Annotated in this window: 10 protein-coding genes and 1 pseudogene; 9 read left to right on the forward strand and 2 right to left on the reverse strand. The window is 38.3% G+C overall.

The window, feature by feature from the left end; genetic code table 11:
- The first annotated feature begins 13 nt into the window (after window positions 1–13).
- From CXF95_RS13910 to CXF95_RS13920, 3 genes are read left to right on the forward strand one after another with little or no spacing between them, the layout of a single operon-like run.
- Window positions 14–748 (forward strand): glycosyltransferase, encoded by a 735-nt coding sequence (locus tag CXF95_RS13910; protein WP_101199235.1) that lies wholly within the window; start codon window positions 14–16, stop codon window positions 746–748.
- Entirely contained in the window at window positions 745–1,821 is a 1,077-nt protein-coding gene (locus tag CXF95_RS13915; protein WP_101199236.1) for a glycosyltransferase family 1 protein, read from the forward strand. Before CXF95_RS13910 ends, CXF95_RS13915 begins: the two co-directional genes overlap by 4 nt.
- Window positions 1,822–1,859: 38 nt before the next feature.
- On the forward strand, window positions 1,860–3,002 hold the full coding sequence (locus CXF95_RS13920) for a hypothetical protein (RefSeq protein WP_157828149.1): 1,143 nt from the start codon (window positions 1,860–1,862) through the stop codon (window positions 3,000–3,002).
- 121 nt (window positions 3,003–3,123) lie between these two features.
- Here the strand turns inward: CXF95_RS13920 and CXF95_RS29980 are convergent.
- Window positions 3,124–3,301 (reverse strand): annotated as a pseudogene (locus CXF95_RS29980) (ISAs1 family transposase); the annotation flags it as partial.
- Window positions 3,302–3,560: 259 nt separating this feature from the next.
- Between CXF95_RS29980 and CXF95_RS13930 the strand changes: the two are divergent.
- The 4 genes from CXF95_RS13930 (at window position 3,561) to CXF95_RS13945 (ending at window position 7,203) form a co-directional block, all read left to right on the forward strand.
- Window positions 3,561–4,729 (forward strand): IS3 family transposase gene (locus CXF95_RS13930; RefSeq protein ID WP_101198285.1). Its coding sequence is split into 2 segments (ribosomal slippage): window positions 3,561–3,807 and window positions 3,807–4,729, totalling 1,170 coding nucleotides; the frame shifts between segments, so codons are not numbered across the junction.
- A 157-nt stretch (window positions 4,730–4,886) separates the two neighbouring features.
- A complete protein-coding gene (locus CXF95_RS13935; protein WP_101197783.1) occupies window positions 4,887–5,189 on the forward strand; it encodes a hypothetical protein in 303 nt (100 codons plus the stop codon).
- Window positions 5,186–5,551, forward strand: a complete 366-nt coding sequence (gene tnpB, locus CXF95_RS13940) for an IS66 family insertion sequence element accessory protein TnpB (protein ID WP_101197784.1) — start codon at window positions 5,186–5,188, stop codon at window positions 5,549–5,551. Before CXF95_RS13935 ends, tnpB begins: the two co-directional genes overlap by 4 nt.
- A 35-nt stretch (window positions 5,552–5,586) precedes the next feature.
- Window positions 5,587–7,203, forward strand: a complete 1,617-nt coding sequence (locus CXF95_RS13945) for an IS66 family transposase (protein ID WP_101197785.1) — start codon at window positions 5,587–5,589, stop codon at window positions 7,201–7,203.
- Between the two features lie 63 nt (window positions 7,204–7,266).
- Here CXF95_RS13945 and CXF95_RS13950 read toward each other — a convergent pair whose 3' ends face one another.
- The gene (locus CXF95_RS13950) at window positions 7,267–8,199 is read right to left on the reverse strand and encodes a hypothetical protein (RefSeq protein WP_101199238.1); all 933 of its coding nucleotides are present in this window, start codon (window positions 8,197–8,199) and stop codon (window positions 7,267–7,269) included.
- A gap of 781 nt (window positions 8,200–8,980) precedes the next feature.
- On the opposite strand from CXF95_RS13950, the gene CXF95_RS13955 reads away from it, so the two are divergent.
- Together CXF95_RS13955 and CXF95_RS13960 are read left to right on the forward strand one after the other, a co-directional pair.
- Window positions 8,981–10,105: an ISAs1 family transposase gene (locus CXF95_RS13955; RefSeq protein WP_101197148.1), complete on the forward strand. Its 1,125-nt coding sequence runs from the start codon at window positions 8,981–8,983 to the stop codon at window positions 10,103–10,105.
- 1,851 nt (window positions 10,106–11,956) lie between these two features.
- Window positions 11,957–13,099 carry a glycosyltransferase family 4 protein gene (locus CXF95_RS13960; RefSeq protein WP_101199239.1) on the forward strand — a complete coding sequence of 381 codons (1,143 nt, stop codon included), beginning with the start codon at window positions 11,957–11,959 and terminating at the stop codon, window positions 13,097–13,099.
- Window positions 13,100–13,102 lie beyond the last annotated feature (3 nt).

The following is a 13,102-nucleotide window of genomic DNA, read 5'->3' on the forward strand; positions in this document are numbered from 1 at the left end:
TAGTGGAAACTAATTGAAACTAACAATAATAACCGTTTGTTATAATGATGCTTCAGCGCTCAACCGCACAATAGACTCGATTGAAGATCAAGAATTCGAATTAGAGCATGTCGTCATCGATGGAGGTTCAACCGATGGCACAGTGGAATTGCTTAAGAGTGCTCAGCTAAGGTGCAAAAACTTTATGTATTTAAGTGAGCCTGATAAAGGAGTTTATGATGCGATTAATAAAGGTGTCAAACTCAGTACATCTGAATATTTACTGATATTAAATGCTGGTGACACTTTTGGGAGCAATGATGTAATCAAAGCCATTTTTTCATCTAGTTATTTTTCCAACCAATATTATTTGGTAGGTCGAGTTCGCTATTTGTACAAAACAGGGAAAGTTAAAAGTGACAATCCTAATTTTTCATCGAAAAAATATTTAGAGTGTTCCCACCAAGCTTTTATATATAAGAAAAGTTTGCATGATATTGTTGGATTTTACACTTTACTCTATAAATCAGCTTCTGATTATGATTTTTTTTCAAAGGTTTACAAAAAATATGGGCTATTACAAACGGAAAAATATCCTTTTATTATTTCAATTAGAGAAAAATTTGGTGCGGACATGAGTGACTCTATGCAGCATACAGTGGAAATGATAAAAATAGATTATAAACACAATCGTTTAAGAGAAACCCTAGTTAAAAGGACTAAAGAGTTTTCTATTAAGTTAATAAAAGTAATGACGGTAAGGCAATGAAGTATATTTTTTCTTCTCCGTATTATCTGAATAATCGTGCTACCGGGGCCAATAAACGTTTTGAAAGGATCCTTTATGAACTTCAGGGAAAATATGAGGTCTGCATTGTTGTAACTAAGGGGCAGGTGCCGTTAGACATTAGTTCCTCGGTTTCTGTTTATGAAATACCACTATTTGTCGCAGAAAGACGACTTTTGACTTTTATTTATTTGAATTTTTTATACCTTTATTTTGCTTTCTGTAAAAATGTGCTCATCAGTGATTTTAATCCGATCCCCGTATCAGGTTTTTTTTCCAAGCGACAATTTCAACTAATACATGACGCAAGAATATTTGATGGCTTCGGAAGATGGAGCAAATTGTCTTCAATGTTGATGAGGTTACAATGGAAATATGTAAGGAATAAAATTGTTGTGTCGCAGTTCACTAAAGACTGCCTTTGTAACGAGTTATCAATTAGGGAGTCTTCGGTTGTTGTAAGTTATAACGGTATATTACCTTCTGATTTTGATACAAGTTCAAATAAAAATAGAGAGATTGATCTTCTTTACGTAGCTACATTCGAAGAGAGAAAAAATCACATTAATTTAGTCAAAGCACTTAGCCTGGTAGATCAACCATTAACAGTTATTTTTCTTGGTAAAGATTTGGGGTTAAAATCTGAAGTGGAAAAAGAAGCTTTGAAACTAGAACGTCATAAGATTACTTTTTTAGATTCTGTTTCTGAAACTGAATTAGCTGAGCTATATAGAAATAGTAAAATTTTTATAAGCCCTTCATTATATGAAGGATTTGGTATGCCAATACTCGAAGCTTATGCATATGGCTGTAAAGTGCTTTGTTCTAATATTCCTATATTTCATGAAGTACTAGGTAAATATGCTTCATATTTTGATCCGAAAAATGGTGAAAATATTGCCGCTCTTATAATTGACGCCCATTTTTATTACGATCAAAAAGATGCTGTTGCTATCAATATCTTGCCACAATTTTTGTGGCCGAAAATATGCGAGGAATTACAGACTAATATTTGCATTAGTCTGGGCAACTCCCAATCAAAATTTTTAAAATGATAGATCACAATTTTTGTGCTCGCACCATAGATGTCTACTTGGCTAGACTGCTTTTTATTCAGTTTGCTGTAACTACTAGTCCTCTTTTTGATTATATCGGAGCTCCTTCAAGCATCTTAACTGTTTTATTTTTTTTGGTGTCAATGAGCTTTATTGGATTTTATGTCGCAGATGTTAGTCGGCGTTATATTTTATTTTCATGTGTTATTTTTTCTATTTTCATATTCTTTGCTATTTATTGGGGGGACTTTAAACTTGGTTTTTATCCAATCTACTTTATTCAGTCATTAATCATATTTTCTTCACTATCTTTTTTAGGAGTAAAATTATTTGCAAGATACATGTTTTTTTACATGTTTTTAATCGTATTTTTTTCTGTATTATCTTCTATTTATTTTTTACTTGGTGGAGGCCCCTTATTTAGTATTTTAAACACTGATGGCCGCATTAATAATATGTACCTACTTTCTTTTTCTAACTCGAATAATGGTTTTTTAATCCGACCATCTGGCTCTTTTGATGAAGCTGGAGCATTATCATTTCACCTTTGTATGATTTTGGCTTTCAGACGCATGACTGGCCAAAATAACAAATTTGATTTGCCTGTACTCTTTATGGGATTTGTGACCTTGAGTTTGGCCCATTTAGTTTTTAGTTTCATGTATTTTTTATCACTAATAAAAAACATTAAATCTTTTTTTCAATATCTTTTTATCTTCTTTATAGTCGTATCCAGTAGCTTGTTTTTTTTAAAAGATACTTCTATCGGGAGTTACGCTCAATCCCGAATGACTATAAATGAGGACGGTAGTTTACGTGGTGATTCAAGGTCCGGTTTGATATCAAACGCATTTTCAAAAATTGACAGTAGTATTCTATTTGCGGGTATAGACTCAAAGTGCATGACCTCTTACTCTGATTGTGTAAGAAAATATGGTGCGATGGGAGAAAATCCAATTTCACCTTTAATCTTTATGGGCGTCATATTATCACTTCCTTACTATATGTTTTTAATTATATTAGTTACTTTTCCTAGAGGGACTGGAAATAAAATTATTGGCTTATCAATCGCTTTACTATTCATGCAGCGCCCCTATTTCTATCACATTGGATATACTATGTGGGTAGCACTCTTACTCATTTATTTATTTGGAAAACATCGGGTCAGTAATCAGAATTAAAAAGTAAGCGATCATTTTGGGACGTATTCCCCCTTGCTATTGCAAGCGTAAAATACCCGTCATTGATATTCATTTTTAGGAGCAAGTATCAATGACTAAAACGAGGCGTACTCGACAGCAGTTGCTTGAACCAGTCGTGGTGACCTACGGCATAATCAAATATCTCAGACCACCTTTCTGCTACTGCTATCACGCCACAAAGTGTGACGTCACACATCACACAAGAGATAAGTGACTTTAGCTAATTGAGGTTTGTCGGTAATGGTACTGCAATGAGTAGTAAACGCTTCGAGATACATAAAAAGCTCCACAAAAGGGAGTATAAGATCACAGCTAACAATAAAATCAAAGAATTATCTTAACGTAAAAGACCAATTGTCTAAAAAACGTTCACTATCTTACCCTGATAATAGGATAGCCTAAAACAGACTTCCCAACATTTTCCTTTATATCTATAATCCCTTGAATATTACTTTATTTTCAGAATCAATAACTGACGTGGTTAACTAGATCCGACTACCTCAGTTAAGACATAATAAGCTTAACTGGAGATAGATAATGACAGCACGTAAGAAATACTCAAAAGAATTTAAATTGGATGCCATCGCATTGGTGGTAGAGCAAAAATACAGTCGAGTCGAGGCCGCTAGGAATTTAGGCCTCAGTCCTCAGATACTCGGTCGTTGGCTCAAAGAGGCCGAAGACGATGATGGTCATGCTTTTCGAGGTAACGGCACCCTGACACCCGAACAAGCCGAAATCCGCAGCTTGAAGGGGCAAGTCAAGCGTCTCGAAATGGAGCGTGAAATATTAAAAAAAGCGACGGTCTTCTTTGCCAAAGAAACGAAGTGAAGTATTCGTTTATTACCCGATATAAGAAGACCTGGCCTGTGCGCTTAATGTGCAGGCTGCTCGGTGTACAAAGTAACAATTATTACAGTTATCAGAAGCGTCAAACGAATAAACCTGATGATCTAACGCATCAAGAGATGCTGGAATGGGTAAAGGATATCGCCAAGTTCAGCGATAATACCTATGGCGAACGACGCATTCAAAAAGTATTGAATGCGCTGAGCTTTCCTGTGAGTCGCAGGAAAACAGCCCAATTGATGAAAGAAGCAGGCGTGTGGGTGCGGTATAAAAAGAAATATAAAGCCACCACCAACAGTGACCATAAAAAGCCTATTTATGACAATGTACTTAAGCAAGACTTTGTAGCACAAAAGCCTGACCAAGCTTATGTGCAAGATATCACCTACGTTTGGACATCAGAAGGCTGGTTGTATTTAGCTGTGGTGATTGATTTATATTCACGCAAAGTCGTGGGTTGGAGTATGAGTTCAAGAATGAAGGCCAGTTTAGTCTGTGACGCATTAACCATGGCGATATGGCAACGACAACCGAAAGCAGGATTGATTGTGCATTCAGATCAAGGCGTACAGTACGCCAGCAAAGCTTATCGACGCCTTATAAAGACATATGGTTTTGTAGGGAGCATGAGTAAAAAAGGATGTTGCTGGGACAATGCTGTAGCAGAAAGTTTCTTTGGAAGCCTAAAACAAGAGCGGGTGCATTGGCGCAATTACTCAACACGATTTAGCGCCCAACAAGATATATTGAATTACATGACCATGTGGTACAACAGCCATAGACTTCATTCGTACTTGGATTACCAAAGTCCTAATGACTTTGAAAGAGAAAACAATGAATTACAAAAAGTAGCTTAACTAAGGTGGTCGTATTAGGTTGACCACGTCAAACACCAATTGTAGACTTGCAATGTCCTCCTCCTCCTTCAACGTAAGCGCCAAATAAACCCACGGTCTTATTTTACCATTACCGCTGGTGCATAATTTCGTCACTGAAATCAAGTGAGGAAATGACATGTCAAAACAACCCATCATCTTTTGGCAGCAACACGTAAGCCAATGGAAGGATTCAGCATTAACACAAACGCAGTATTGTAAAAAGCATCAACTAAACCCGCAGCGACTAAGTCACCATAAGCGTAGATTAGAAACGCAAGAAACAGCACCGGTCAAAACGGGTTTCATTGCATTGCCTATTCCAGAGTATTTACCCAAGCCAGAATTATTAACGCTGCACTTCGCCAATGGCCTGTCGTTATCGGGTATTGCGCCCAATAATATCGATGTGGTGAAACAGCTAACGGCGGCATTGTCATGACAAGTGCGATGCGCCCGTGCATGTCGCTTACGCATATTTATCTATATCCGCAGGCAATTGACTTCCGTAAGTCATTTCGAGGCATTAGCGCCATTGTCGAATGTGAGTTGGGTCACAACCCTTTTTCGGGTCACTTGTATGTGTTCACCAATAAACGGCGCACTAAAATCAAATGTCTGTTCTGGGAAAACAATGGTTTCGTGCTGTATTACAAAAGCCTAGAGGAAGATAGATTCATTTGGCCGAGGTGTGAAAAGGAGGTGATAACACTCAACGGCCAGCAAATAAACTGGCTACTTGATGGTCTTGATATTAGTGCCATGAAGGGCCATAAAAAGTTGCATTTCGACAGTGTTTTTTAGGGCTTTTTAGCCTCAAGTTTAGTATAATATCGGGCATGAAATTACCGCCCAACACCCATAAAAACAAGGCTTTTAGCGACACCGATACCATGTCAAGGTTGCAAGCTATGCTGTCTGAAAAAGACGGGGTGATTGGGGAAAAAGAAACACTGATTGCAGAGCAAAGTGACATCATCGAAAAGAAGTCTGATGTCATCGATTCACTTAAAAAGCGCGTTGAGTTACTCGAAGAGTATTTACGCTTATCTAATAGCAAACGCTTTGGCAGCAGCTCTGAACAAACCCCGCCAGAGCAAGGTAACTTGTTCAACGAAGCCGAAGCGACCAGTGAGCCAGAACAAACTGAGCCTGAGTTACCGACCACAAGCGAGCCTAAAGCCAAAACCGGTCGCAAACCCTTTGCTAAAAACCTACCACGCACCCAAGTGTTTGCGTATTTGTCAGATACTGAAAAAGAAGGCGCAATCAATACCTTCTTTGTGAAAGTCAGAGAAGAGCTAGATATTATCCCTGCCAAAGTACAGGTACTAGAGTACATGCAGGAAAAGGCGGTGTTTAAAGACGAACAAGGCACAACCACCATGAAAGCGGCTGAGGTCATTAAACACCCTGTACCCAAAGCCATGGGCAGTATCAACTTAATGACCTACATCATTATTGCTAAATACGCCGATGGCATGCCGCTTTATCGATTAGAGGGGATTATCGAACGATACGGGGGCAGCATATCAAGAACAACACTCGCCAACTATGTCATTGCGCTAGGCAAACAAATCCAACCCTTAATTAACTTATTAAGGGAGACTCAGCATGCCGGCTCACTCATTATGGCGGATGAAACCCGCATTCAGGTATTAAAAGAGCCAGGGCTTGCGCCCACGGGCGATAAATTTATGTGGGTGACACTCGGCGGTAAAGCCGACCAACAAAGCGTGCTGTTTGACTATGACCCATCGCGTGCTCGCCATGTGCCTATGCGCTTGCTACATGGATTTACTCATGGCTACCTGCAAACCGACGGTTATGCAGGTTACAACGAAGTGTGCCGCAAAAACCAGCTCATTCAATTAGGCTGTATGGATCACGCTCGCCGCAAATTCATCGAGGCACAGCAATCACAACCTAAAGGGAAAAAAATAAAAGCCAGCAAAGCCGACATGGCCTTGAGCCTGATTAACAAGCTCTATGGGATTGAGCGCACCATCAAACATGCTAGCAATGAGAAAAGACTGGCCGTTCGCCAAGCTAAGAGCATGCCGATATTAAACACACTGCAGGCATGGCTCACGGCAAACAAACCGCGCGTGGCCACCGACAGTTTAACTGGCAAGGCCATGACCTACTTGCATAATCAGTGGGATAAACTCACTGTGTATTGCACAGATGGGCAGCTTCGCATCAGTAACATTATGGCTGAAAACGCCATTCGCCCTTTTGCCGTTGGGAGGCGTGCATGGTTATTCGCCGACACACCTGCTGGCGCAAACGCCAGTGCCGCACATTACAGCTTGATTGAAACCGCTCGGTTACATGGCATTGAGCCATACGCATATCTCAATACTATATTCAAAGCGATACCCTATGCGGAAACGGTGGAAGATTTTGAAGCGTTATTGCCGTGGAACTATAAGCGCAGTATTACGACTGTTTGATACGTGGGTTGATTAGCCGCTTACCCTTCAACAACTAATATTAAATTATTTTTAGCCTTCATATTACATTTTATCCCCCATCTGAATATCAATAGAGTATTTATCAAATAGATTTAATTTATCCTCTTTTTTATTAGGCTGCATAACAGTATAAAAACCCTCAACAGACTCAAAGTTCATTTTTTCACAACTGTCAATAATTCTCTTTTGGGTTGAGAAATAAATTATTCCTTTATTCTTTTTTAATAATGCCCAATGTGCAAGAGATTGCATCGAAAATTGAAATTCGTCTAAACTAGAGTAAGTTAACAAATGAAGTTTAATTTTATCACTTGTTTCTTCTATTACAGCATATTGTCTTCCAAATTTAAGTAACTGGATATCACCTTTTCTATTGAAATACTGATTTGTAAAACTTTCTATATTATAATGATAAGCTAATTTTCCTTCCATCATATCGTTACGTTTTTTTAATAACGATTCAATATGTTTCTCAATTTCAGATTGCTCAACTATTTCAATAGCAGCTAAGTTTTTAGGGGAACTATCTACTTTAGATGATGAAAATAAATATGCTGACTCTACCAGTTTAGCTCCTGCACTTTCTAGTCTTCTATAACTTGCATTGCTTTTAGTTACAAAAGCAGTCAAATATTCGCATTTCTTTTGCTTTGCTAAATCTACTGATATATTAATTATTTCTGTAAAACACCCTTTCCCTCTTGCTGTTGGTAGCGTCCATGAACCCGTCATTATTCCAACATCCAACTTCTCTTTCAGTAAGTTAGATGTGATCTTTCTGTAAGTAAGCCCTGAGCCAGCTAATAATAAATCTTCCTCTGATTTCAATATCATTATATCAGATGAATAACTTTCAGCCTCCCTTTTAAAAACCCAATCATAATCAGCCATAACCCCCCACCCGTTAAAGCACTCGTTCAGTGAGTCTAAATATTGGTTTTCATAATTTGCTGGATTTATATCTATATTAAGCATACCTTAATTATTAACTCCTATGTTATTAGTCATCGATCCATACTCGTCCACCATAAATATTCTCCATATTTTTCTTCTAGGCGAGTCAATAAAACATCTAAATAATTCATATACGTTTCGTCCACACCATAAAATGATGTATATCCAAAGATAGCTTTTACAATATAAAATATGAGCTCTAATTAAAAGTAACCAACCATTTTCTATAATTGCTTCCACTCCTCCACTGGTGAAGTAGCGTGAAAGTTAGATGGAAAATGAATCATGTTATTATCTTTTATGAATTTTGGATAAAGGATAGATACATCTCTAGCAGAATTTAGATATTTAACATCCATTTTGATACATGAATTTAGAATGGTTATCTAATTACATAGTCCCTTTCGGCCATCATTCAGATAAAGGAAATTCATCTCTTAGTCCGAGAATTTTCGTCAATAACTTAACGTGTAGGAAATGGTGCTATTTCTCTCCAATCAGCAGTGGTAAAGAATTCTACTTTAAGCTTAGGATGTCTTTTAAGTAACCAATCGACCATACCCAAAGCTCCTCTATCTAAATCTCATCCTGCTTCATAGGGTCCAGATGATTTTGCAGGGTGAATATCGTCTATAGTAAAACAAATTGCTGCTTTTTTACCAGAGAGTAACCAACTTTATATCATATCAGGATGTTTAATTGTTAAGTTAATAAACTATCTATACCCCAGGGCAATCGCATTAAAAATGGCTTGACACAGATCCCCTAATTTGATCTATTACTTCGCTTTACGCGACGTAATATGACCAAATACAAGCCCACACTTATCGAACATTTCAAAGACATTGAAGATCCTCGTCTTCTAAGAAAACAATTACATAAATTAGATGACATCTTTTTTATTACCCTATGTGCCGTTATCTGTGGCTGTGATGGCTGGGTTGCCATTGAAAAATTTGCCAACATTAAACGCACTTGGTTTGAACAATATTTATCCCTAGAAAATGGTATTCCGTCTCATGATACTTTGGGACGTATTTTTTCCTTAATTGATCCTGAGCAATTTCAAACCTGTTTTTCTAGCTGGATCAAAGAGATAGTAAAAAATGTCACGGGCGATGTGATCGCTATTGACGGTAAATGCCTTCGACGCACTCATGATAAGTCATCTAATAAATCAGCTATTTATATGGTTAGCGCATGGTCACATGATAATCAGCTGGCACTTGGACAAGTGAAAGTTGATGAAAAATCGAATGAAATAACCGCCTTACCTTCCCTACTCAAAAACTTAGACATCACAGGCAGTATCATCACAACCGATGCATTAAACACACAAAAGAAATCGGCTGAACTGATCGTGAGTAAAGGCGCTGATTATTTAACCGCACTGAAAGGAAATCAAAGCACCCTACATGATGATGTGATTTTATTCTTTGAAAATACCCCTAAAAGTTATGAGGGCACGTTAAATACTTATAAGAGTATTGATTCAGGGCATGGCCGTATTGAAGAAAGAACAGTGACTTCCTGCAACCGAATTGACTGGCTTACTGAGCATCATACTCACCCACACCTTGCCAGTATTGTTAGCGTCAAATCAAGAAGATTTCTTGCGAACGAATGGTCAGAAGAAACGCGATACTTTATTAGTAGCGTTAAGCATAACGATGCAGAGAAATTTGCTCACTATGTACGTGCTCATTGGGGTGTAGAGAATAATCTTCACTGGAGATTAGATATGGCATTTGACGAAGATCATTGTCGAATTCGTCAAGGATATGCAGATCAAAACATGGCAATATTACGCCACATATCTTTGAATTTATTAACGTCAGATAATGATAATAAGGTAGGTATTAAGATTAAGCGGCAAATGGCAGGTTGGGATAATGATTACTTGCTGAAACTGCTACAAATATTTTAATGCGATTGCCCTGATCTATACCCTAACACTACTTGGAATATTGACTACTCTATCTTCTAAAATAACTGCATTTAGCCAATAATTAGATACAGAGTCTTTCGGTTCTACTAAAAACTCAATACCTCCTGACTTAAAGAAATCAGTATAGATTACTGCTAATTCTCTTATTATCAATAAAGTTTGGCAGTTGCACGATTTGAGCACATGTTAATGATGCACTTAAATTTGTTAATCTATAATTATGTTCCCTCTGGTGTGTTGAAAAGCGGATATGCGAGGGTGACAGTTCAGCAGACAGAGGACGGTCCCGCGCAAACAGTTGTCTGGGCTGAAATCCTTATCACTCCCTAAGTAATAAGGTCGCTGAGCATTAATCCTGTTCTTTACACGTGCGCGCCTGCGACTTGCTGCACATTAATAGATTTACCGAAGCAACATGATAAACATTCCGAAATAAATTGAGCCGTTTAGGTTTTGGCAATAGTTGTGGCAGCACCACACGCTATGTGACAGGGTTTTACCGCCTATGTCTTGCACGTCATAGGCGGTACACAAAAGCGATGCTTCTGTTACAGCTTAGGAGCATCTGATTTATATTCATGATCTGTTAGGGCATTTATATCGCAACAATCAAAATCTATGCCCGTGCGGATAGGGAAAACGCAGCATGCAGATGACAAATGCTTCTGGAAAGTATTTGAATTGCTTTAGCGGGCCGCGAAGCGGTGAGGCGAATAAACCTGACATAAACGGTGGAATAAAAGCAGCTGAAGTGGCAGGCCAGCACTGACAGTTTATCCTGTTTCATGAGCAATTGCTCTCAGGGCCAACAGGCCGCCAAACAATTGTTGGGGGTAATGCCGACTATGTAGAAGTGATAGATCGATATGCCGGGTATCTTTCGCAAAATATGGCGGCCATTGCGCTAAGTTGGGCACCAAGCAGTTAATAGGTAAACAACTGGAATGCATGGTTCATCCGCTGTTCGTATCCGGCATCGTTATGAAAATGTTAATATTAGCGAGCCGATTTACTGGCGGCGAATGTCGCTACTACAACGGAGTTGGCGTGAAGAATTAACGCAAGGTGCCAGGGATTGCCATATGCCGAGGTACAAAAATCGCTGCGCCTTATAACTCAATCATGATGAGATGTGCCGGACGTTTTTAAGCAATGAGGCTATCCCACTGACCAACAACGAAGCAGAGCGCTCGCTAGGCAGCAGCTAAGTGCTGTGGCGAAAGGCTGTTATGGTGTGTGATCTCATCGGGTCGCGCAATTTCGCCAACGCATTCTCACGATAGCAGAATGTTGCAGTAAACTCGGTGCTAATCCCTTGCAATGGCTGCGAGCTATCATGCGCAGTGAAATTGAAAAGACTGAATATTCTTCCCTTCCAGAGCTTGACGCACTGAGTCAATAGGGCACTGGTGAACTTTTACCATCAACATATCCTGAATTACATATCACTCCATTCTAAACATGGTGCTATCATGTGGTTTGATTTTACTCATGCCAACGATATTGTAGAAATGTTATATGCAGCACAGATGTTATTTCCACTAAAAACTCTTTTGGGAGTGTGAAATGAGTATCGCCGACAGGCAGTTCAGCACCTTATTCTGTTTATATTGTTGCTCAATGTTCACTAATTGATCGGATGGATTTTGTAATAGGGATTGAAGGTGAACTTGCTATTGAAGCAAAGAAAATTTTTTTCAAAAAATACAGCTTGGCGATATTTGCCAGACTTATGCTGATCTAAATGCTTAATTCAAGCCACTGGCTATAAACATCAAGTAACAGTCCAATAGGGGGTTACTGAATTCATTGGATGGTATCGAGATTTGTATGCAAAATAAAAGACTTGTTTTTGTTGTTAATGTTGATTGGTTTTTTATTTCTCATCGATTACCTATTGCGTTAGAAGCTATTTCAGAGGGCTATGAAGTCCACCTTATTTGCAGTGATACGGGGAAAACGAAAGAGTTGTCTGAGCTTGGCATTCATGTTCATAATATTCCTTTTTCTAGAAGTGGGGGGAAGTTACTTAATGAGCTCCAATCGATAATAGGATTAAGACGATTATTTAAAATTATTAATCCAAGCATTATACATGCTGTAACAATCAAACCCGTTATATACTCTGGCTTAAGTCTGCATCTTTTAAAAAATAAACCAAGTTTTGTTGCTGCGATATCCGGGCTAGGCTATGTTTTTTCGGCCAATAATTTTAGGGCCAAACTAATTAAGGCCTTAGTTTCAGTTTTATATAAGTTTGCATTTTACCATAAAACTAAAGTTGTGATTTTTCAAAATACAACTGATGCAAAAATTCTTTCATCAGTTACTAATTTACCTGATAATGAAAAGGTACTAATAAAAGGTTCTGGCGCTGATTTAGGCATTTATAAGTATTGTAAAGAGCCAATCAGTGATTCAATCAAAATTGTTATGGCTTGTCGCTTGATTAAAGAAAAGGGAGTTTATGAGTATGTGGAAGCTGCAAAAATAGTACATTCTAAGCTGAATAATGTTGAATTTTTACTTGCTGGTACACCGGATAAAGAAAATCCAAATAGCATATCTCAAGTAGAACTCGATGAGTGGAATAATACTGGTGTTATTAAGTTATTAGGGCATTGTAATAACATATCGAAGGTTTTTTCTGAGTCACATATTATCACAATGCCATCTTATTATGGCGAAGGCGTACCTAAGGTTTTAATAGAAGCCGCAGCTTGTGGTCGCCCTATTGTTACAACCGATAACCCAGGTTGCCGAGATTCGGTTATCCCTGATGTGTCAGGTAAATTAGTACCTATTAAAGACTCGCTGAGTTTAGCTAAAGCTCTCATCGTGTTGATTGAAAACCCTACATTACGAGTATCTATGGGTGAAAAAGCTCGTCAGTATGCAGAGAGAGAATTTGACGTCAAAAGTGTTGTGCAAAAACATATGAAAATTTATTCAAAATTATTGTCAGGTCTTTAACCT

This window comes from Paraglaciecola sp. MB-3u-78 (genome assembly GCF_002835935.1).
Taxonomy (GTDB): domain Bacteria; phylum Pseudomonadota; class Gammaproteobacteria; order Enterobacterales; family Alteromonadaceae; genus Paraglaciecola.